The 22604-nt window shown below is 73.1% G+C and carries 13 protein-coding genes and 1 pseudogene; 7 read left to right on the top strand and 7 right to left on the bottom strand.

The window, feature by feature from the left end; translation table 11 throughout:
- Nucleotides 1-53: 53 nt before the first annotated feature.
- On the bottom strand, nt 54-593 hold the full coding sequence (locus tag IT780_RS14510) for a hypothetical protein (protein WP_199512061.1): 540 nt from the start codon (nt 591-593) through the stop codon (nt 54-56).
- 159 nt (nt 594-752) lie between these two features.
- On the opposite strand from IT780_RS14510, the gene IT780_RS14505 reads away from it, so the two are divergent.
- From IT780_RS14505 to IT780_RS14485, 5 genes are all read left to right on the top strand, one after another.
- Nucleotides 753-1091, top strand: a complete 339-nt coding sequence (locus IT780_RS14505) for a hypothetical protein (RefSeq protein ID WP_199512060.1) — start codon at nt 753-755, stop codon at nt 1089-1091.
- 7 nt (nt 1092-1098) lie between these two features.
- The gene (locus IT780_RS14500; RefSeq protein WP_199512059.1) at nt 1099-2316 is read left to right on the top strand and encodes an acyltransferase family protein; all 1218 of its coding nucleotides are present in this window, start codon (nt 1099-1101) and stop codon (nt 2314-2316) included.
- Nucleotides 2317-2348: 32 nt separating this feature from the next.
- Nucleotides 2349-4673: a glycosyl hydrolase family 28-related protein gene (locus IT780_RS14495; protein ID WP_199512058.1), complete on the top strand. Its 2325-nt coding sequence runs from the start codon at nt 2349-2351 to the stop codon at nt 4671-4673.
- Between the two features lie 113 nt (nt 4674-4786).
- Nucleotides 4787-8512 carry a hypothetical protein gene (locus tag IT780_RS14490; protein ID WP_199512057.1) on the top strand — a complete coding sequence of 1242 codons (3726 nt, stop codon included), beginning with the start codon at nt 4787-4789 and terminating at the stop codon, nt 8510-8512.
- Nucleotides 8509-9495 (top strand): metallophosphoesterase family protein, encoded by a 987-nt coding sequence (locus IT780_RS14485; RefSeq protein ID WP_199512056.1) that lies wholly within the window; start codon nt 8509-8511, stop codon nt 9493-9495. The genes IT780_RS14490 and IT780_RS14485 overlap by 4 nt, the downstream gene beginning before the upstream one ends.
- Before the next feature lie 148 nt (nt 9496-9643).
- Here IT780_RS14485 and IT780_RS14480 read toward each other — a convergent pair whose 3' ends face one another.
- From IT780_RS14480 to IT780_RS14455, 6 genes and pseudogenes are all read right to left on the bottom strand, one after another.
- Complete coding sequence (locus IT780_RS14480) at nt 9644-10924, bottom strand: IS256 family transposase (RefSeq protein ID WP_199512354.1); 1281 nt, start codon at nt 10922-10924, stop codon at nt 9644-9646.
- A gap of 777 nt (nt 10925-11701) precedes the next feature.
- A pseudogene (rox, locus tag IT780_RS14475) lies at nt 11702-13155 on the bottom strand (rifampin monooxygenase).
- 1150 nt (nt 13156-14305) lie between these two features.
- Nucleotides 14306-15517: a glycosyltransferase family 4 protein gene (locus IT780_RS14470; protein WP_307831189.1), complete on the bottom strand. Its 1212-nt coding sequence runs from the start codon at nt 15515-15517 to the stop codon at nt 14306-14308.
- The gene (locus IT780_RS42695) at nt 15514-16413 is read right to left on the bottom strand and encodes a glycosyltransferase family 2 protein (protein ID WP_199512055.1); all 900 of its coding nucleotides are present in this window, start codon (nt 16411-16413) and stop codon (nt 15514-15516) included. Before IT780_RS42695 ends, IT780_RS14470 begins: the two co-directional genes overlap by 4 nt.
- Nucleotides 16382-17530, bottom strand: coding sequence for a glycosyltransferase family 4 protein (locus tag IT780_RS14460; RefSeq protein ID WP_199512054.1), 1149 nt, complete (start codon nt 17528-17530; stop codon nt 16382-16384). Before IT780_RS14460 ends, IT780_RS42695 begins: the two co-directional genes overlap by 32 nt.
- A gap of 16 nt (nt 17531-17546) precedes the next feature.
- A complete protein-coding gene (locus IT780_RS14455) occupies nt 17547-18824 on the bottom strand; it encodes an MATE family efflux transporter (protein ID WP_199512053.1) in 1278 nt (425 codons plus the stop codon).
- Between the two features lie 78 nt (nt 18825-18902).
- Here IT780_RS14455 and IT780_RS42690 point away from each other — a divergent pair, with 78 nt between their 5' ends.
- Both IT780_RS42690 and IT780_RS14445 read left to right on the top strand, forming a co-directional pair.
- A complete protein-coding gene (locus tag IT780_RS42690) occupies nt 18903-20318 on the top strand; it encodes a thymidylate kinase (RefSeq protein WP_199512052.1) in 1416 nt (471 codons plus the stop codon).
- Nucleotides 20315-22543, top strand: a complete 2229-nt coding sequence (locus IT780_RS14445; RefSeq protein WP_307831188.1) for a hypothetical protein — start codon at nt 20315-20317, stop codon at nt 22541-22543. Before IT780_RS42690 ends, IT780_RS14445 begins: the two co-directional genes overlap by 4 nt.
- The last annotated feature ends 61 nt before the right edge of the window (nt 22544-22604 follow it).

Here is a 22604-nt window from a genome sequence, read left to right as displayed (position 1 = left end):
CATGCTCGGGACACCTGGGGGCTACGCGGGAAGCGAACGGGTGCGAATCGGTTTCAGGCGGCGCGGTGCCGGCTGAGGTAGCCGGCCGGGGCCACCGACGGGGCCGGCGTCCGGCGGGACCGCACGCGGTGCAGGGCGCCGAGGGCGATCCCGGCGATCGCGAGCGCGGCGATCGACCAGGGCAGGGCGTCGACCGGTCCGCGGGCGGCGGCGCGCGGCGGCACCGCGGAGATCAGCACCCGCGAGGCGCCGGAGACCGACCGCCCGGCGACGATGATGCTCGCCCCGGACTGCCCGGCGGCGACCAGCTCCTGCGGCACGGTGACCTGGACGCGGCCGCTCTCGTCGCTGCGGGCCTGCTGCAGCGGGCTGTCGCCGAGCCGCACGTCCACCACGGCCTTCGGCCGGTACGCGAACCCGTCCACCTGCAGCTGCCGGCCACCGTCGACCCAGGTGAGCGCCAGCTTGTCCGTGCCCGTCCGGGTCGCGGCCCCGGCAGCAGCGGGCCGCGTGACGAAGAGCGCGCCCCAGAGGCCCAGCGCCATCACGACGAGGGCGACGGCGAGGCGGGTCGGCAGGGAGAAGGTTCGCATGAGATGAGATTGCGCCTCCGCAAGCCGTTACGGAACGTCATGGAGCCAACCTTGCCCGACGCCTGAGCTGCGCTTGACCTTCGCGCCTGTCCGGGCTCATTTCCGCGCTCACCGCGCCGATGAGCGGGATAGGTCCGGAAACGGCGAGGGAGGTGAGGCATGGCGGTCGACCTGACGCCCGCGCCGGCAATCACGCCCCGTGAGCCGCTCCCACCGCCCGCCCCCGCTGCGGCCGGCGACCCGCCGACGCGCCCGAAGTCCCGGCACCGGCGGCCGCTCACCCTCGCCGAGCTCGCCGACCGGGGCTGGCGCCCGCCGCTGGCCCTGGCCGTCGCCATCTTCGCCGCATGCGGCCCCGCGCACGCCCTCGGCCACACCGACCTCGTCTACTACGCGGTCCTGGTCGGCCTGGCGCTGAGCGCCTGTGCCGTACCCCTGGGGTTTCTCGCATCGCGGCACGACGCGAAGATCTCAAGCCGGGGGTCCGCGGACCGATGAGAGGGCGATGACCGCCACCGTCCCCGTTCACGCCCTCGCCCCGGCCGCCGCACCCGCCCGGCCCGGCCCGCACCGCGCGCTCAACGCGCTGCGGTCCGCGGCGGCCGTGCTCGTGGTGGTCTACCACCTGCGCACGCTGCTCTTCGTCGACGCGGCGGACGCGGGCGACGGCCTCGCCACCCGGGTCCTGTACGTGCTCACCGGCCTCGGACCGGCGGCCGTGGTCGTGTTCTTCGTGCTCAGCGGCTACTGGGTCGGCGGCAGCGTGCTGTCCGCGTTCCGGCAGGACCGGTTCCGCTGGGCGGGCTACGCCACGGCACGCCTGAGCCGGCTGTGGATCGTGCTCGTACCGGCCGTGGCGCTCACCGCCGTCCTCGACACCCTCGGGCTCGCGGTGCTCGGGCACACCTCGATCTACGCGGGCGACCCGGCGTACCACCACACCGTGCCCGCCGAGGACCTGGCCGGGCGGCTCGGACCGCTGACCGCCCTCGGCAACATGGGCTTCCTGGGGAAGATCGCCGTGCCCACTTACGGCACCAACGCCTCCCTGTGGTCGCTGGGTTATGAGGCTGCCTTCTACGCGATCTTCCCGCTCGCGCTGTACGCCTGGAAGGGCCGAGGCGGCGTGCCGGCACGAATTCTCAGTGCGGTTCTGCTGGTCGTCATCTGCAAATTCGTCGGTATTCCGGTGCTGATGTACCTGCCGGTGTGGCTGATGGGCGCCGCTGTCGCGCTGTTCCGCCGCCCGATCGCTGCCCGCCTGGTCACGCTGAGCCCGGTCGTCCTGGCGCCGGCCCGTACGGCGGCCTCGGTGGCGCTGGCCGGCGCGCTGTGGGCGACCCAGGCGAGCTACTCCGGACGCAACGTGCTGCTGCTCGCCGGGACCACGACGGTGCTGCTCGTCCTGCTGGTCGAGGACGTGCGCTGGACCGGTCTGCCGGGCCGTGCCCTCGACGCCGCCTCCCGGTACGCGGACTCCTCGTACTCCCTCTACGCCGTGCACCTGCCGATCGCCGCGCTGATCGCCGCGCTGCTGACGCCGCAGGCCGCGCACCGCTGGGCGCCCTCACCCGCGCACTGGCTCGCCCTGGCGGCGCTCAGCGCGGTGCTGGTCGCGGCGGGCTGGCTGTTCGCCCGGGTCACCGAGCGGCACACGAGCCGCCTGCGTGCGGTGCTGGACAGCCTGCTGCGGTCGCCCGCCGGCCGCCACGCCCGTCCCTGATCCCCCCTTCAGGGCAAGGAAATGGAGCGTTCTTGAAACAGCAGTTGATCTTGGGCGTCGCCGTGCTCGCCGCGGCCCAGGCCGGGTTCGCCGGCCCCGCCTCGGCCGACGTGCCCGACGGGTCCGGCTACAGCCTGGCCCCGACCGTCGGCGCCCCGGCGCTGACCGCGCAGGACTGCGCGGCCGACCCGGGTTGCGCGGCGGTGAGCCCGCCGCTGGGCGCAGGCCAGGACGACTGGCCGGCCCTGAGCGCCGCGGTCGCGTCCGCGGCGGCCCGCGGCACGTCCACCGCGCCGGCGACCGTGTTGCTGCCGGCCGGCGTCTACACGATGAAGAAGCCGCTGAGCCTGCCGCCGAACGTCAACCTGCGCGGCAGCGGAATGACGGCCACGACGCTGCTGATCGCCACCGGCAGCCACGCCGCGTTCGGCTACTCGTTCCTGGTCCGGCCGGACGACAAGGCGGCCGCCGTCGCGAACAGCACGAACCTCGTCTCGGACCTCGCCGTCAACGGCAACTGCAAGGCCGGCGCCGGGCTGACCGCCGATGCGGTGCAGCCCGCGGCGGCGTGCGACCACGGCGCCGGGAACAACGTGGGCGGCGGCGTATCGGCCGGCGACCGGTGGACCGTGCAGCACGTGCGCTTCACCAACCTCGAGTACTTCAAGCTGTGGATCCGCGGCACCAAGGGCGTCCGGGCCGTCGACAACCGGTTCGACAACCTGGGCGGCGCGGGCTCCGGCGACGAGGACAACATCGGCGGCGGCGGCAACGCCACCGACACGCTGGTGAGCGACAACCAGTACGACGGTACGGAGCTGGGCAACGCGCTCGACTTCACCAACGCGCGGAGCCTGACGTTGCGCCACAACACCGTCTACACCGACCCGCGGATGCTCGGCTGGTTCAACCGGGCCGACAACGGCTCGATCTTCCTCGAGGCGGTGACCGACTCCGAGATCAGCGACAACCTGCTCCACGGCGGCCACATCGTCCTCAAGACCAACGCCGACTACAGCCACACCGGCACCAACAAGGACGTCACCAACCCGGCCCGCAACGTCGTCCGCGGCAACCGGCTGGTGGGTTCGTACTTCGCCGGCATCACCGTGGGCTACAACGACTACCTCGACCCCGACGGGACGACCGGCCGCGTCGACGCGGCCGTCGACCCCGCCGACACGACGAACCACACGCTGTGGTCCGGCGGCGGCAACCAGATCGTCGGCAACGTCATCACCGGCGCCGACGAGGGCGGCATCCTCGTGTACGGCTGCTACGAGGCCGCCAAGAGCGTCGCGGACACCATCGCCGGCAACACGGTGGAGAACGCGTCGGCGAACGGGGCGAGCTACAGCACCGGATGCGGCACGTTCGACTCGGCCGGCATCGGGCTGAGCATCGGGCGCGGCGACCGGATCTACGGCAACCACATCACCGGCGGCGGCCTGCCCAGCACGTGGTACGGCGTCCAGATCGGCTCGCGCACGGCCAAGACCGTACCGGGCGGGACCGTGCTCACCGACCCGAGCGGGGCGTACGCCGACAACGACCTCACCGCCGCCGCGGTGGGCCCGTACCGCTACGGCCGCGGCACGCCCGAGTCCCCGGTGGCCGAGGCGGGCACGCTGACCGCCGACGGGGCGAAGCTGACCTGGCGTGAGGCGTACCCGCTGGCCAACGTCTGGGTCGGCGGCTACCGCGTCTACCGCGGCGGCACGCTGGTGGCCGACCTGCCCGTCGGCAGCCCGGTGGTCCCCGGCAACCTGGTGACCGACGAGGGCGCCACGCTGGAGACCGGTCTCGGCGGCTGGACCGCCGCCGGCGGTGCCTCGGTGAGCCGCGTCACCGGCGCCCCGGCCCCCGGCGTGGGCGCGGCCTCGCTGGCGATCACGGCCACCAAGGCCGGGCAGATCGGCGCCACCGGCCCGGCCACCCCGGTCACGGCGGGACAGACGTACACGGCGGTCGCCTCGTTCCAGGCGGGCGCCCAGGCGAGCGGCCGCCGGGTCCGTACCGGTGTGGTCTGGCTGGACGCCGCGGGCACCGCCATCTCGTCGCGGGTGTTCTCCGGCAACGCGAGCACCGTCGACGGCCCGGACCGGTGGATGACCAGCTCGTACGCCGTCCAGGCACCGGCCGGCGCGGCGTACGCCCGGGTGCTCTCCGCCGTCGACAACTGCGTGCTCGGCGAGACGCACCTGATGGACCGCATCGGCCTGATCGCCGGCACGGCCACCGAGGGCTGGACCGACCCGTCCGGAACCCCCGGGGCGGCCTACCAGGTCGTCGCGTACCAGGTCGGCGGCCCGGTGGGCAGCGAGTACTCGATCCCGGCGCCGATCTCGGTGTCCTGACGTCGCGGCGGCGCCGCCCGGGCGCGAGCTCCTCAGGGCGGCGCCGCGGCGGCCGATCAGCTGAGGAAAGGCGTGACCGGCCGGTCGCGACCCGCGGACCGGGAGGGGCAGGGGTGCGACGCTTCGCCGACCGTGCCGCCTGGATCGCCGCCCGGCCGTACCTCGTCGTGCTGGCGATCTCCTCGCTGATCGTCAGCCGCTGGTTCCGGACCGGCACGTTCATCGCGACCGGGGACATGGGCCCGTTCATCCGCCGCGGGTGGGCGCCGGAGGTGCTCTGGTCCTGGAACCACCAGACCACCGGCGCCGGCTCGGCGAGCTACACCATGGTGCGGTCCTTCGAGTTCATCCTCATCTGGTGCTGCCGGACCGTCGGGCTCACCGAGTACTCGGCGCAGTGGCTGTTCTACACGTGCATCTACGGCCTGGTGGGCTTCGGCGTCGCGTACCTCGCGGGCGCGTTCGTGAAGAGCGAGCTGGGGATCATCGCGGCCGGCGCGTTCGGCGTGCTCAACGGCTTCTTCCTGACCCGGCTGCCGAACCCGCTGAACATCATCTCGGTCGGCAGCGTCGCGTTCATCACCGGTATCGCGATGCGGGTGGCGATGGGGCGGCGGGTGCCCACGCCGATCGCCGGGTTCGCGCTCATGCCGACGTCGTTCCTCGGCTTCAACCCGCCGATGCTGGTCGTCGCGTACGCCTGGGCGGTCGGCGGCACCCCGCTGCTGGCCTGGCTCGTGCTCGGCCGGCGCGAGGCCGTACGCCTGCTGAAGTGGTTCGTGCTCGCCGCGCCCTGGGCCGCGCTGCTGAACGTGTGGTGGTTACTGCCGCTCGCGCAGGGCTTCACCGGCGGCGGTGGCGCGACAGCGAACGCCACGTTCACCGACCCCACGAACTGGTCGTGGTCGCAGATCAACAACACGCCGCCCAACATCCTGACGATGGTGGCGGTCTTCGCCTGGTTCCGGCCGCAGTACCTGCCGTTCGCCGCGGACCTGGACCAGCCGTGGTGGATCTGGATCCGGTACCTGCTGCCCGCCCTGGTGTTCGTGGCCCCGCTGCTCGCCCCGCGCCGCCTGCGCCGGCTCGCCTTCGGCCTGCTCGTCCTGGTGCTGCTCTTCGTCTTCCTGGCCAAAGGGCTGCGCCCGCCGCTGAGCCAGCTCAACCTGCTCCTGTACCTGCATGCCCCCGGGTTCTGGCTGTTCCGCGAGCCGATGAGCAAGCTGGGCCAGCTACTGGTCAGCTTCTTCGGCGTCATGCTGGCCATCGGCATCGAGGGCGCCCTGCTGCGCCTGCGCGCCCGGCCACGGCTGCGGCTGCCCGGCTGGCCGCGACGGTTCGCGTACGCCGGTTCGCTGCTGCCCGTGCTGCTCGTGCTGGCCTACCCGTTCCCGCTCTACACCGGCAGCGTCATGCCCGACGAGCGGCCGACGCAGCCCTCCGCCCACGTCCGCGTCCCGCAGGAGTGGTGGGACATGGCCGCGCACATCGACGCGGACGAGCGGCCCGGCAAGGTGCTCGTGCTGCCCCTCGACGACTACTACCAGATGCCCACGACCTGGGGTTTCTTCGGCGTGGACAGCGTCGCGAACCTGCTCATCGAGCACCCGGTCGTGCAACCCAAGCCGGACGGCTACTTCGGTGACGTGGCCGGCTTCAGCGCTGACGTGCACGCCGTGGAGACCGCGCTGCTCGCCGGCGACCTCGCCCCGGTGCCGAAGCTGCTCGACGCGATCGGGGTCAGCCGGGTCATCGTGCGCCACGACCTCGTCCGCGGCCTGCCGAACCGCTACTTCGCCGACGACCGGCTGCTCGGTGCCGCCATGGCCCGGGTGCCGGGCGGCAAGCTCGACGTCGACGGCACCCTCCAGCTGTGGGCGTTCAACGGCGGGACGAGCCCCACCGTGCGCACGTACGACCGGGTGCTCGACGCGCCGGCCCGCCCGGACGCCGGCGCGGCCGTGCTGGGCACCGTGGACACGCGTACCGCGATCGCCGCCCGGACCAGCGCCGATCCCGCCTCGACCAGCCCGCAGGTCGACGACACCGCGGTGGTCACGCCGGACGTCGTGCACTGGCCGGTGCCCGCCGTGGACAGCGGCTCGCCGACCACGACCGTCGACGTGGCCGCCGGCCGCTACACGCTCGCGCAGCGCGCCCGGGCGGCCGCCGTGCTCGTGCCGCGGCTCGACCTGGCGAACAACCGGCTGCTGCTGCAGGACCCGACGGTCGTCAAGGTCGACGGCAGGCCCGTCTCGGCCCGCCCGGCGCTGTCCGTGCCGCTACCCGCCGGCCGCACGATCCTCGCGGTGCGCGCCGGCAACCGTACGGTCTCCCTCGACGCCCCCGGCCCGCAGACGATCCAGGTCGGCGCCGCCACCAAGCTCACCCTGCTCGCCGCCGCGCGCAAGCCGGCCGACACGACGGGCTACTCACCGGTCTTCGACTGCAACAACTACGAGCCCCGGCCGTGGAAGGAGCTCGGCCTGAGCGCCGCGGTCACCGACACGCCGCAGGGCCCCGCCGTGCGCCTCAGCGCCGCCGACCACGCCGCCTGCACGAAGGTCGTCGTCCGCAACACCAAGGGCGGAGACATCTTCCGGGTACGCCTGCAGTACCGCCACGTGACCGGCGCCCGCCCGCAGATCTGCCTGTGGCAGGCCGGGGCGTCCGGGTGCGAGCTGGCCGCCCGGGCGGTGCTGGACGACAACTGGGCCTCGTACGAGCGGGTCGTGACCATGGACAGCCTCTCCGACGAGCTGCAGCTCATCCTGCACGCCGACGTGGGCGAGCGGCTCAAGCCGAGGACCGTCACCGAGTACCGCGCGCTGCGGGTCGACGCCCTCGAGCCGGTGGTGAGCCGGACCGTGTGGCCGCCCGCGGTCCCGGACGTCACGGTGGACCTCACCGCCGGCCGGCACGAGCTGCGCGTCGACGGCGGCCTGTCCGGGTCGGTGCTGGCCCCGTTCGAGCCCCTCGAGGACTGCTTCCGCTACGACGACCAGACCGCCGAGCAGGCCGGGCTGGGCGCCGAGTCGCAGATCGGCGACGACGGCGAGACGACGTACACGCTCAAGGCGGTGCGGCACCTCGCCTGCATCGGCGCGCCGGCCGAGGACGTCGGCGCCGCGTCGCTCTACGAGCTGTCCATGCAGGCGCGCAGCGTGGCCGTCCGCAACCCGAAGTTCTGCCTGTACCTGCGCGGCCCGGACCTCTGCCGCACGCTGCCGTCGGTCGCGCTGTGGCAGGGCTGGACCTCGTACGAGGCGCTGATCCCGCCCGACCCCAACGCCGTGGAGACCCGGCTCTACCTGTACGGGCTGCGCGACCTCAAGGAGAAACAGCAGTCCGAGGTCGAGTACAAGGGCGTACGCCTGCGCCCGGTCGCCTCGCCGTCGTCCGTGGTGCTGGTCCGGCAACAGGAACCGGCCACCACGTCCACGGTGGACTGGGAGAGGCACAACCCCACCCAGTTCTCGGGTACGGTCACCAGCGCCGGCCGCACCACCGTCGCACTGGCCGAGAACGCCGCCCCCGGCTGGATGCTGACCGGCGTCGACGGCGCCCGCAAGGTGACGCTGCAGGGCTGGATGAGCGGCTGGGCGCTGCCCTCCGGCGGCACGGTGACCCTGCGGTACGCCCCGGCCAAGGTCGCGCGGTACGCCCTCTACCTGCTGCCGGTGGCGGTCGCGGGGGCGGTCGCCTTCATGTACCTCGTACGCCTGCCCACCGGCCGGCCCGGCGTCTGGACCATGCGGCACCGGCGCCGTCTTATCTCTCGCCGGCTTTCCCTTCGCCGGCTTTCCCTTCGCCGGCTCCTTCGGAGGCGAGCCTCATGAGGGCTGTCCCGAAGCGCCGGCTTCGCATCACCGTCGCGGTGCTGCTCGTGCTGGTGCTCGTCGTGCTGTGGCTGCTGAGCCGCTGCTCCACCGGGCCGGAAACGGTCCGCGTCGCCGCGGTCGGCGACATGGCCTGCGACCCCGCCGACCCGGACCTGGCCAAGGCCGCTGCCAGCGGCGAGCGCTGCCGGCACCAGGCGGTCTCCGACCTGGCGGTCGCGATGAACCCCGCGGCGCTGATCGGCCTCGGCGACTTCCAGTACGAGCTGCCGAAGGCTGAGGCCTACCGGACCGTCTATGGGCCCTCCTTCGGCCGCCTCCTCAACCGCACCATCCCCGTGTACGGCAACCAGGAGTACAAGGTCCAGGACGCCAACACGTTCACCGCGTACTTCGGCAACCGCATCAGAGACACCAGGGGCTACTGGTCCCAGACCATCGGCCGCTGGCACGTGGTCGTCCTCAACTCCAACTGCGCGGCGGTGGCGGGCGGCTGCCGTACGGGCTCCCCGCAGCAGACCTGGCTCGCCCAGGACCTCGCGGCCAACGACCGCACCTGCGTCCTCGCGGCCTGGCACCACCCCCGCTGGTCGACCGGCATCGCGGGCCCCGACCCCCGCACGGCGGACCTCTTCCGAACCCTCTACGACCACCGCGTCGACCTCGTCCTCTCCGGCCACGAAGCCGACTACGAACGCTTCGCCCCCCTCAACCCCGACGGCACCCCCGACCCCCAGGGCGTACGCCAATTCGTCATCGGCACGGGAGGCCAGGCCCACTACCGCCCAGCCGCCACCGACGACACCCGCGACGAACACGGCAACCCGGAGGTGACAGCGGGCCGCCCGGCCGGGGAGTACGCCGACTTCGACCACCACGGCGTCCTCGAGCTGGAGCTGCGCCCGACGTCGTACGCCTGGCGTTTCCACCCCCTCGAAGCGGAAAAGCCGGTGACGGACGAAGGCACCGCAACCTGCCACTGAGCCACCCGAGCCGCAGCCGATCGAACCTCGCCCTGGCGAGAGCTCCGCCGTTTCGACCGGGCCTACCGTCGCGCACCCGCATGAGCCAGCACGTGGCGGCAACTGCGTGCTCGGGTCCGTACCAAGATCGGTGTTTCCGGCTCTTCGGTTAGTAGGTCTCGGCGGCCGGCCAGCGGTCACCGAAGGTGATGGCGAAGGCGTTCAGCACGGGCTTCCAGCGCATCGTCCATCGGGCGCGGCCGGCCCCGGTGGGGTCCAGGCTGCGGGTCACAAGGTACAGGCATTTCAGCGCGGCCTGCTCGCTCGGGAAATGTCCGCGGGCCCGGACAGCGCGCCGGTAGCGCGCGTTCAGCGATTCGATCGCGTTCGTCGAACAGATCACGCGACGGATCTCGACGTCGTAGTCGAGGAACGGGATGAACTCGTTCCACGCATCACGCCATAGCCGGATCATCGCCCGATACTTACTGCCCCATTTCTCGTCGAGGGCATCCAGAGCAGCTAGGGCGGCGTCGGCGTTGACCGCCGTGTAGATCGGTTTGATATCCCGCTTGATCGCATCAGCGTCCGCCCGCGAGGTGAGCCGGAACGTGTTCCGGATCAAATGAATGATGCAGGTCTGGACGATCGCTTCCGGCCACACGGCCTGGACCGTGTCCGGCAGTCCCTTCAGGCCGTCGCAGACGACGAAGAACACATCGCGCACGCCGCGGTTCTTCAGGTCGATCAGGACACTCATCCAGAACTTGGCGCCCTCGCCGCCGGAGCCGGCCCACAGCCCCAGGACGTCCTTGCGGCCGTCCACGGTGACCCCGATGGCCGCGTAGATCGGCCGGTTGGCGACCTGGCCCTCGCGGACCTTGACGACGATAGCGTCGATGAACACGGCCACGTAGACGCTGTCGAGCGGCCGCGTCGACCATTCGGTCATCTCGGCCACGACTTTGTCGGTGATCCTCGAGATGGTTTCCTTCGACACCGACGCCCCGTAGATTTCCGCGAAGTGAGCGGAGATCTCTCCGGTCGTCATTCCTTTCGCATACAACGACAGGACGATCTCATCCACTTCAGTCAGGCGGCGCTGCCGCTTCTTGACGATCTGCGGCTCGAACGTTCCTTCCCGATCCCGCGGCACATCAACGTGCACTTCACCGGCGGCGTCCGAGATGATTGTCTTCCCGCGGCTGCCGTTTCGTACATTCGTCGACTCACGGCCCGGCTCAGCCCGGTTCTTTTCATGCCCGAGATGCTCGGTCATTTCCTCGTTCAACGCCGTCTCGAGGACATTCTTGGTGAACAGCTTCAACAGGCCGTTCGGGCCCGTCAGCTCCAGCCCCCGGGCCTTCGCCTCGGCCACCATCGCCGCCGCAGCGGCCTGCTCCGGCGACAGCTGCCGCCCGTCACCCTCGATCTTCTTCCGTGGACTCACAACGTTCGATGTCATCACTCACGGTGCCCATCCCGCCGGACCTCAGCCCGGCGTGTCGGACCGGAAACACCGCTCCTGGCACAGTCCCGCGTGCTCAGCCGGTCGCCATCGGCTCACTCTCGCCGCGATGTCAGATGCTTTCTGATAGCTTGGGTCGACGTCAAGAGTCCACTTATTACCGAATGTTTGAATCTCGGATGCGGCCAATGGTGGGCGCCGATTTAGCTGTGGTGATGGTCGCTTTTTCGCTGTGATCACTCAGTGGAGCGGTGGCGGGTGTCGCGGAACAATGTAGGGGTGCGGCACCTTCAATTTTTCTCCACGTCAGAATTGGCGTCGATGCGTGACCGGACGGCATCGCGCGGCTATTCCCCGGCCGCAGAAGATCTCCGCCGGGAGCAGGCTCGCCGTCGTATGTGGGGATTGGCCCGCCGGCACGCCACGAAGCTGCATCGCTCGCGGGGCGGGGGAGACGTGCAGCGCTCGGTGGGCACGGGAAGTTGGCCGTGCTCGATGACGGCGTCGGAGCAGCTGCCGGGCCAGGCTGAGGGGTTGGAACGCGCTGAAATGCATCCCGGCGCGGTCGCGGAGGCGGATGCCGCGCAGCTGGCAGTGGGCCCCGAGGTCATGGCGGCGGAGCCAGCAGTGGGTTCGCACGTCATACAGCCGAGCCGGGTGTGGGTTCGGGCGCTGGCGCGACCTCAAGGCCGCGATTCGCGTCATCGGGCCTCGAGCGGCGGAGACGTCAGGGCCGGCCAGCCGTGCGGGCATCGCTTGTCATGTCGCCGCGGGCTGTCGGTGGGGAGCGCCGAACCACCGGGACAGGTGGTCGGCCAGGGCCCGCTGATCGTCGCCGATCCAGGCCACGTGCCCGTCCGGGCGGAGCAGAACGGCGGGTGCGCCTAGGTCCGGCCGGCGCCGGTGACGAGGTCGACCCGGTCGCTCCAGCCGTCCACCGCGAGACTCCCGGTCCGGTCCAGCAGGAGACCTCGGCCCCGGCGCATCAGCTCGTACAGCCGGCCCCGGCCGATCGGCATGTCCCGCAGCCGCCGGCCGAGCAGCTCGGGACCGGGGCCGAAGTCGTACCGGATGCCGATTGCCGTGATCCGCTCGGTGAGGAACCGATTGACGTCCTCGAAGTCCATCAGCTGTGCGAACAGCCGCCGCACCGCCTGCGGCCCCGGGTCGGTGGAGATCAGAACGGCCTGCGCCCGCGTCAGGTCCAGCACGTCGGCCGCCACCGGGCGGCGCTCGGTCTCGTACGTGTCCAGCAGGTCGTCCGGAGCCCACCCGTTGATCGCGGCCGCCAGCTTCCAGCCCAGGTTGAACGCGTCCTGGATGCCGAGGTTGAGGCCCTGCCCGCCCAGCGGTGGATGGACGTGCACGGCATCGCCGGCGAGCAGGATCCGCCCGGCCCGGTACCGGTCCGCCAGCCTTGTGGCGTCATCGAACCGGGACAGCCATCGGGGTGAGTGCACGCCGAAATCCGTACCGGCGAAAGCTGTCAGCCGTTCCCTCAGCTCCTCGAAGGTCGGCGGTGCCGCGCGTTCATCAGCGACCCGAGCGGCGGGGACGACCACGCGCCAACCCCCGCGACCGGTCGGTCCGACGCCGAAGCCGAGCTGGGTCTTGCGGATCTCGGCCACGGTCGCGGCGACGCGCTCCGGCGCCTCGGTCGCGTCCATCTCACCCAGCAACCACTCCGTCTGCGCGGGCTCACCGGGAAAACCGATCCCGAGCAGCTTGCGGATCGTGCTGCGGCCACCGTCGCAGCCGACCAGGTACCGCGCGCGCACCTCGGTCCCGTCGGCGAGCGCCACGGTCACGCCGTCGTCGTCCTGGCTCACGCCCACGACCGCGCATCCGCGCCGGATTTGCGCGCCGGCCTCAGCCGCCTGCTCCTCCAGCAACCGATCGGTGATCGTCTGAGGCATGCCGATCAGGTACGGATGCGAGGTGTCCAGCCCTTGCGGCACGGGCTTGGGGATGCCGGCGAACGACCCACCCGCCGGGTATTTCGTGCCGGCCGCGAGGAACCGATCCAGCAGGCCCCGCTGGTCCAAAACCTCGACGCTGCGCACATGCAGGCCGAGCGAGCGGACGAGCTTCTTCGGCTCCGCGTCCCGCTCCACCACGAGCACGCCCACGCCATGAAGACGTAACTCGGCCGCGAGCATCATCCCAGTAGGGCCGCCGCCGGCGACGACCACGTCGACTTCGTGTCCTTCCATGTTCACCGGGCGATTCTGAGCCGTCACCCGGTCCTTGCCGCAAGCCCCGGGGTGCGATATACGTTGAGAGTGGCAGGGAGCGGTCAAGCTTCCTGCCTTTGTCGTCGGTGCCCGCAGAAGTGGCAGCCGGTCTTCCCGCCGGCGGGTGGCCGCCGCCGCGCTCGTCGGCTCGATGACCACCGACGTCTGGCGTCCGGCCAATGCCTCCCGTCACAAAGCCCGCGTAAGTCGGCACGCTGCCCGCTTGGTCAGTCGCCATCGGCTCACTTCCGCTTCGACAGCCGACGTGCGCTCGATCCAGAATTGCGAGCGGGTCACCCAGCCTTCCGGCGGCTGGGGTAGAAGGCAAGTGTTCAAATTCGGTAGCGGCCAATAGCGGATGGCGATTTCCCTGTGGCGATCGTCGCTTTTTTGCGGTGATCGTTCAGTGGAGCGGTGGTGCGGGCCGCGGAACAATATGGGGGTGCGGCAACTTCAATTGTTCTCCACGGCAGAATTGGCGTCGATGCGTGACCGGACGGCGTCGCGCCGCTATTCCCCGGCCGCAGAAGATTTCCGCCGGGAGCACGCACGCCGTCGTATGTGGGGATTGGCCCGCCGGCATGCCACGAAGCTGCGTCGCTTGCATGGCGACGGTCATGCGCAGTTGCCGGAAGGTCGGCAGGGTCAAGCCTGCTCGATGACACGCACTGCGCCGGCGGAAGAGTCACCGGCGGAGTTCAGCGGACCGGTGCAGGAGGCCAGCGTCCCGGTGCAGGCCTGCGTGCCAGAACATGCCGAGTTGCGGCCCGGCGTGCTCGCCGAGGCAGATGATGCAGCGCGGCCCCCGTCGTTTCCGGTCGTCCTGGCGACCGGGCCGGTGGCGGATCCGGGAGTTGTCAACGCCGAGCCGTCAGTGACGGTGAGCGTCACCCTGTCGCAGGTTGTGGAGTCACCGGCAACAGTGCGCGAAAAGGTTAGCGGCCGCCTTTCATCGACGAATCGCGGAGAGCGATTCGCCAACACGGGCGCGTTCATCGCACGATCGGCATCCCCGAGGTGCGACGCGGGCAAGGGGGTCCGGACAAGCTCGCCTTTGTCAGTGGCGCTCGGTCGACAGAAATGGGCGGCGCCCGGCCGTGGGTCCACCAGCCGGAGACGTTCTGTGCTGTTACCGCCGGCCGACGCCGGGCCCGCTGCCGCCGTTGGCTCCGCCGCCGGCCCCGGCCCCGGCCCCCGCGCCGGCCCCGGCGAGCGTGGACGCGTATGCCTCTGCTGTCACGGCCGCTGCGCGGTCCCAGCCCAGTCGTTCCCGGACCGAGCGCACCCCCGCCTGCGCGAACCGCCGCCACGTCACTTCGTCGCCGAGGACGCGTACCAGGGCGTCAGCCAGCGCGACCGGGTCCGCCGGTGGGACTGCCAGACCGTTCACGTCCGGGTCGAGGACTGCCCGTACGCAGGCCACGTCCGTGGCGACCACCGGGAGGCCGACGCTCATGGCCTCGGCGACCGCCATCGCCGGCGGCGAGGTGGTGTAGTCGAATTTGAACGGCCAGGTGCCTGCCTGGGCCGCGGCCAGTTCGGCCAGCAGGTCCGGGACCGTCTCGGTGACGATCTCGACCTGTTCGGCCGTGCCGGCTCGGGCGAGGATCGCGGGCAGTTCCGGGCGGGGGATGAGCAGCAGGCGCAGGCGGGCTCCGGGGATGCGTTCGCGCACGCGGGGGAACGCCGCCAGCAGCGTGTCCAGGCCGCGTACGCTCTCGGCGCGGCCGGCGAAGACGATGGTCGGGTTGTCGCGGTCGTAGCGGGCGCGGCGGTCGTCGGCCGGGGCGCCCGAGGGCAGGCGGGTCACGGTGATGCCCGGGTGGCCGCCGAGGCGGGCGGCGACTCGGGGGTCCGGGGTGAGGACCGTGGTGACGCCGGCTCGGCGCAGGGCGGCCGTCGCGACCGCCGGGGGGAGCAGGGTGGTCAGGGCGACGCGCGGTTGCAGCACGTTGGACGCGCGCATCTCCGCCAGGGTGGCCCGGCGCCAGGCCATGGGGCCCGGCACGGTCGGCCACGCGTACGCGGTCAGCACCGTCTTGTACGGCCGCAGCACCGCCATGGCCGCCTGCAGGGGGCCGAGCGCCCCGGCGTGCAGGTGCACGACGTCCGGGCTGATGCGGGCCAGCGCCCCGGCCAGGTCGGCGGCGCGGCCCAGCGGGAACGTGGTGACGCCGCCGCCCAGCTCGTGGACCTCGGTGAACGCGTCGCGGCCGTCGTGGGCGCGGGTGGTCACCAGGTGGTGCTCGCCCGGCACGCGCCGGGCGGTCTCGGTGACCGTACGGCCCATCGCCTCGTGCGCCGAGAACTCGGCGATGAGGTGGGCGACGCGCGGGCTCACCGCGTGCCGGCCGAGGCGGACCCGGGCGACGCGGACCCGGCCGAGGCGGACCCGGCCGAGGCGGACCCGGCCGAGGCGGACCCGGCCGAGGCCGAGGCGGACGCTGCGGCCCGGCTGTCGCGGATGCCCATGACGAGGCCGGCGGCCTCGGTCAGCTTGAGCGTGGCCAGGCCGGCCGTCAGCATCGGGTGGCGTAGCAGCCTGCCGGGTTTGCGCAGCAGCGCGGTACGGGCGAACTTGCTTCCGCTGGAGTCGGCGTGCATACGGACATACTGGTCGATCCAGCGGCCGTAGTAGCGCTTCTTGGCGAAGGTCGCCCGCAGCTTGATGTGGCCCTCGTCGTGCCAGATCCATGCCGTGACCCGGCCGACGGTGGTCACCTCGCGGGTGCGGTCGGCCAGGTCCCAGTCCTCGGCCGCGGTGAGCTTCTCGTCCCAGCCGCCGAGCTTGTCGATGATCTCGCGGCGGAACGCCCGGGGGGATTCGACCGCCTCGTCACCGACGTACAGGTGCTTCTCGAGTTGCCGGCAGCGGGCCAGGAAGCCGTCGCCGAACGACCGCTCGGGGATGATCAGCGCGCCCACCTCGGGGCGGGCGGTGAACCGGTCGTGGATCTGCGTGGCGATGTGCGGCTCCAGCACCATGTCGGAGTCGATGAACACGACGACGTCGCCGGTGCTGCGGTCGGTGCCGTGGTTGCGCTGGGCGCTGCGCTCCGGGCCCCACTGCAGCACCTGGTCGGCGTGCCGCGCGGCGATCTCCGTGGTGGCGTCCGTGGAGCCGTTGTCGACCACGAGCACCTCCACGTCGGGGTGCGTCTGCGTGCGCAGCGAGGCCAGGCAGGCGTCGAGGGTGCGCGCGGAGTTACGCGTCGGCACCACGAAGCTGATTCTCACGGATACTCCTGTCGGTGGCGGGGGTTGCGGCGCGGACGCCGTCCGGTACGCGGGCGTGCTGGTCCACGGCGGCCAGCAGGGTGGTGGCGACGTCGTCCCACGAGTGGGCTCCGCCGTACGGCAGGGGTGCGGGCGCGGCGGTGGTCAGGCCTGGGAGCAGCTCGACGAGCCAGCGGGCCAGCGCCTCGGGCTCCGGCGGCACCACGACCCCGCCCGCCGCCCGCGTGGAGTCGCGCAGCCCCGGCACGTCGTACGCGATGGTCGAGGTCCCCATCGCCGCGGCCTCGGTGACCACCAGGCCCCAGCCCTCGCGGACGCTGGTCGCCAGGTGCACGTGGGCGCGGGCCATCCGGTCGTGCTTGGTCTCCTCGGGCACCCGGCCGAGGAACTCGACGCCCGCGGGGGCCTCCCGGCGCAGCCGGTCCAGCAGCGGGCCGCCGCCGATCATCCAGAGCCGCAGGTCCGGGACCTCGCGCCGGGCCAGCTGGACCGCGCGGATGACCTCCCGCGGCCGCTTGTAGCTGACCATCCGGCCGCAGAAGACGGCTGTGGGCGTCGCCTCCTTGGCGACCCGCGGCAGGTCCCCGGGCGGCTCGTAGCCCTCCGGCACCACCGTGACGTCGCGGGCGCCGAAGCGGGCCAGCGCGTCTCGGGTCGACTCGGAGACGGCGAGGATCGGGGCCCCGGCCAGGCGGCGCAGCCAGTTCGGTTCGAGGACGTACCGGCCGAGCTGCGCGGCGAGCGGCGGGGCGTTGATGTGCCAGATCTCCTCGCACGTCTGGTGCACCAGGGCGATCGTGCGGGCGCCGTCGCGGACCCATTCGTGGGCGTGGAACGGCACGGTGTTGGTCTCGTCGACCACCACGTCGAAGCGTCCCCGGCCGTACCGGTCCCACCACCGGCGCGCCTCGCGGTACACGGTGAAGCGGTTCCCGGCCCGGACGACGCGGTAGCCGTCGACGAGCTCGGCGGCGGGGCGACCGGCGACGGCCGCGGCGAACAGCGTCACCTCGTGCCCGGCGGCCGCCCAGCGGCGCAGCACCTGCTCGGTGTAGACCTCGGCGCCGCCGGATTCCGGGTGGGCCAGGTCGCGCCAGTTCAGGACGAGGATGCGCACGAGTCGACTCCGCAGGTCAGGCCGCGGTAGCGGCGGTACGGGAAGGATCGGCATCCGCCGCGGCGACCTGAGGGCCGGACCGGGGCGGGCGCGCCCACAGCCGCCCCTCGAGCACCGCCATCAGCAGCAGCGTCGGGGCCAGCGCAAGAGCCGAGCACGCGGCGATCTGCGCGGGCGAGCCGTGCCACACCTCGATGAGCGCCACCTCCAGCGCCGCGCCGGCCCACGGCACCGCGATGGTCCACGCCTTGCGGGCCAGCGCCGCGTTCGTCAGCAGCGTCACGAGCGACGTCGTCGCGGCGATCGCGGACAGCGCGCGGACCAGGTTGCCGGCGTCGGCGTACCCGTCGCCGTAGAGGACGCGCAGCACCAGCGACGGCACCGCGACGATCACGGCGGCGCCGAGCACGGCCGGCCCGGCGACGGCGAGGCCGCCGGTGGCCAGCGCGCGCCCGCGGCCGGGCAGCGGCCAGGCGGACAGCAGACGCGGGAAGACGGCCGCCATGATGCCCGCGGGCAGCGCCAGCACGGTCTTGGCCACGGTCGCGGCCGCCACGTACGCGCCGGACGCGTCGTCGCCGAGGTGGTGGCGGGCGAGCAGCAGGTCGGCGGTGGAGAACAGGAACAGCCCGGTCACGGCGAAGCCGGCGTGCGCGACGGCGCCGAGGCGCAGCGCGGCGGTGCCCCGGGGGCCGTCCGGCCGGCGCAGCGGCCCGGCCGCCACGATCAGCGACGCGGCCTCGGCGACGACCGTGCCGACCAGGGCGCCCGTCACCCCGAACGGCACGACGAGCAGCAGGCCGAGGGTGAGGCGGGCGACGGTGCCGACCACGTACGTCATCGCCACCGTGCCGACGCGCCGGTCGCCGAGCAGCAGCCCACGCGCCGCCGCCACCACGGCCGCCACCAGCAGGTACGGCCCCAGCTGCGCGGCCTCGGCGACCGAGGCGAGGTGGAAGTAGTCGCGCAGCAGGGGAGCGCACAGCAGCACGACGAGCGCGGGCCCGAGCGACCACAGGGCCACCGAGCGCAGCGTGCGCCGTACCGTGTCGCGGGTCAGCCCGTGCTCGGCGACCAGGGCGGACGCGGCGGTCTGCAGCGCGCCCAGCGGCACGCCGAGCATGAGCATCGCGGACAGCACCGCGCCGAGGGCCCCGTACGCGCCGGGGTCGAGGAGCCGGCCGACCACCGAGTGGAACGCGAGGTTGCCGGCGCTCTGCACGGCCACGGCGGCGGCGATCGGCGCGGCGCCACGGGCGGCGAGACGCGCGAGGCGGCCGAGGAGTGGAGGCACATCGTCTCTATCGACGGCCGGGCCGGTTTTCGCAAGCTTCTCTCGCCGGCTGCGTCGGAGATCCATAATCGGGGGGAAATGACCGATTACCGGCAGGCAGAGACGGCCCCGCAACCGCCGCGGACCACCGCGGCGGCGCCCGGCCGCGCCGCGATCGTGGCGGCGGTGACCGAGGCGCTGGAAGCCTCCGGACAGCGGTGGGCCTGGCAGGGCGAGGTGGGCGAGGAGCGGCGCTGGGCCGCCCGTACCGGCCCGAAGGACCTGGACATCTGGTACGCCGGGGAGCCGTCGGACGACGATCCCGTGGCCGTGCTGGGCCGCAGGTTCGCGTGCGCGCGGGTCGCCGAGGCGCTCGACCGGCGCCGGCTGCGGCACATCAGCGTGGCTGTGGAGACCCCGGCCGGTCCCGCGGTCGTCGACGTCACGTACGGCGACCTGTGCGTCGGCCCGGTGCTGCTGGTGCCGGGCACCCACGCCACCATCGATCCGGTGACCCACCGGTTCACCGGCGCAGCCGCCATGGCCGACCTGCTCGTCCGCCCGGTGCTGCGCGGCCGGCTGCCCACCCGTGACCGCCTCGACGAGGCCCGCGCCGCCTGGGCCGACGCCGACCCCGGGCACCGCCGCGCGCTCGCGTACGGCCTCACCGCGCAGCTCGGCCCGGCGGTGGCGAGTGAGCTCATCGCCGTGGCGAAGGGCGCGGCGCCGTCCGCCTCGCTGCCCCGGCGGGCCCGGATCCGCCTGGTCGCCCGCAGCCTGGCTCCCGGGGTGGTGGCGGCGACCTGGGCGCAGCGTCGCGCGGTGCTGCCGGCGGCGGGTGCCAAGGGCCCGCTCGGCCTGCGGACCCGTGGCGTGGTGGTGGCGCTCGTCGGCACGGACGGCTCGGGCAAGTCCACGGTCGCCACCGAGCTGCACGAGCGGCTGTCGCGGAACGGCCTGCCCAGCGCCTCCGCCTACTTCGGCATGGCCCGCGGCAACCTGCCCGGCGTGGCGCTTGCCCGCCGCGTGCTGAAAGTCGGCTCGACGGCACCGCGACCCGACGACGCACCGGCCCCGCCGGAGGCCGATCGCCAGGCGTTGCGACGGGTCGCGGCCTGGTTCTACGCGGGCGAGTACCTCTGGCGGTACCTGAGCGTAGTCGCGCCCGCGGTGGCCCGGCGCCGAGTCGTCATCGCCGACCGCTGGGTGTACGACCTGCGCGAATCGCCCTGGCCCGGCTCCGCGGCCGCCCGGGTCGCCGAATGGGTCGTGCCCGCGCCGGACCTGCTCGTGCTGCCGGACGCCCCCGCCGAGGTGATCCACCGCCGTAAGCCTGAGCGCAGCCTCGCCGAGCAGGCCGGGCAGCAGCAACGGTTCCGTGACCTGCTGGCCGAGCGCCCGGCCCGGCACGCCGAGCTCGTGGTGGACAGCTCGGGAGGCACGGCCGACCCGCTCGCGGCCCTGGTGGCGGCGGTCGTGCAGGCGGCGCACGCCCCGCGGCGCCGCCCCCGGTGACCCTGACCGCGAGCCGGCCCGCCGCGGCGCGCACCGGACCGCGGCACCGGTGGCTGCCCGGAGTGGATCCGCGCTCGGCCCGGCTCACCGCGGAGTCGGCGCTGCTGGGAGTGGTGGTCGGCGCGGCCGTCGTGGCGCCGTGGACCCGCGAGGGATACCTGCTCCTGCTCGACTGGGTGTCCGGCCCGCACCAGGCGATCACGCCCGGGCTCTACGGCCTCGACCCCGCGGCCCTGGACGCGCTGCCGTACCGGCTGATCACCCACGCGCTCCGCTCGGTGGTCGGCGCCGGCGCCACCAGCTGGCTGATCATCTTCGCGTACTTCCCGATCGTGGCCTCCGGCGTCTCCGCTCTCGCCGCGGGCGGCCGTCGCCGCCGCCACCCGGCCGCGCTGTTCGCCTGCTGCAACCCGTTCGTCGTGGAGCGGATCCAGGCGGGACACGTCGCGTTCCTGCTGTCCGTCGCCCTGCTCAGCTGGCTGCTGGCCTCGGCCGTCCGGGCCCGGCGCCGGGACCGCTGGTTCGCCGCCCGGCCCGCCGGCTGGTACGCCCTCGCGATGGCCGTCGGCCCGCACGCGGCCTGGCTGGGCGGGGTGGCGCTGCTGGCCGTCACGGTGCTGCCGCGTCCCCGGCGGCGTGACCTGATCCGGCTGGGTTTCGTGGTCGCGGCCGCCGCCTGCATCTACTCGTACGCGGTGGCCCTGCTGCTCAGCGCGATCCTCACCGTCCGGGTGGGCGGGCAGGACCTCGAGGTGTACGCCCCGCACGCCGGGCCCGGGGGCCTGCTGGCGACCCTCGCGTCGCTGCGCGGCTTCTGGCGCGGCGCGGCCGACAGCAGCCCGCAGGTGTCCCTCGGGTTCATCCCCGCCGCGGTGATGGTGCTTGCCGCCGTCGCGGGGCTGGCCCGGCTGTGCCGTCGCGGCCCGGTCGCCGGCGCGCCGCTGGCCGCGCTCGCCGTCGTGGGGGTGCTGCTGGGCGCCGGCATCCACGGCCCGCTCGGCGGCGCGTACCGCACCGCTTTCGACGTGCTCCCGCTGTTCGCGGCGATGCGCGAGCAACAGAAGTGGGTGGCGCTGACGATGCTCGCGTACGCGGTCGGCATCGGCGTGGCGGTGGAGGCGCTGTACGGCGTCTGCCGCTCGGCCCGTCCCGTCGTGGCGCGCCTGTCCGCCGCGGGTTCCCTGGTCGCGGTCGCCGGGGTGTACGCCGTGGTCGCCCCCTCGCTGCTTTGGGGGCTGGGCGGCAGCGTCACGGTGAGCCGGTACCCGGAGTCCTGGTACGCCGCCGACAAGATCATGGGTTCGGGTACGGAGTCGGTGCTGTTCCTGCCCTGGCACGAGTACCAGCCGTTCGGCTTCACCGGCAACCGGACGGTCGCCACCCCCGCCGGGGCGTTCTTCCGCCGGCCGGTGATCAGCAGCGATGCGGTGGAACTGGGCCCGGTCCGCACCAACTCGGTGTCGCGGCGGATGGCGTACGTCCAGCGCCTGGTCGCGGTCGGCGGTGGCGGTGCCTTCGGCCGGCTCGTCGCGCCCCTCGGAGTGCGCTACGTGGTCCTGGCCCGCGAGCGCGAGACCGACGAGTACGGCTGGCTCGCCGCGCAGCCGGACCTGAGGCGGGTGCTGCGTACGCCCGACCTGGACGTCTACCGCGTCGAGGCGCAGGGCACGGGCCGGGTCGTCGGCGCCCGCGGCGGGGGATACGACGATGCGGTCCGGCTGGCGGCACGCGGTGGGCTCGGCACCGAGGCGGTGCTGCCGGGCGGGGCGGCGCGGGAACCGCTGCCGTCGCCGGCCTCCGGCGGGGTCCGCCGGCTGAGCTCGACGGGCTGGCGGGTGGAGGCCGGCACGCCGGGCTGGGTGGTGATCCCGGAGGAGTGGTCAGCGGGCTGGTCGGCGGGCAACCGGCCCACCCGGGCCACCGCGGCCGGGACGGTCGCGATCGACGCCGGTGAAGCCGCGTTCTCCGTGCACTACCTGCCGTGGCGGTGGCTGCGGCTCGGCCTCGCCGCCTCCCTGCTGTCGCTGGCGGTGCTGATGGCAGCGGGTCTCGTGGAGCACCGCCGGGAGCTGTGGCACTGGTGGTGGGGCGACGCCCCGGAGGTCAGGCGGCCTCGGCGACCGGAGCGGTCCACGCGGCGGGGACGGTCACAGCCTGCTCACGCTGCGCGGCGTGAGCGCCGGCCGCCCGGTACTGACCGGTCAGGTGCAGCCGGGCGAAGATGACGAACGTGTCGCGGATGGTCCGCAGGATCGCCCGGCTGGTCACCGTGGAGCCGGCCACCCG

The organism is Nucisporomicrobium flavum (genome assembly GCF_016464385.1).
Lineage (GTDB): Bacteria > Actinomycetota > Actinomycetes > Mycobacteriales > Micromonosporaceae > Actinoplanes > Actinoplanes flavus_A.
This window is presented reverse-complemented; position numbering and strand designations above follow the sequence as displayed.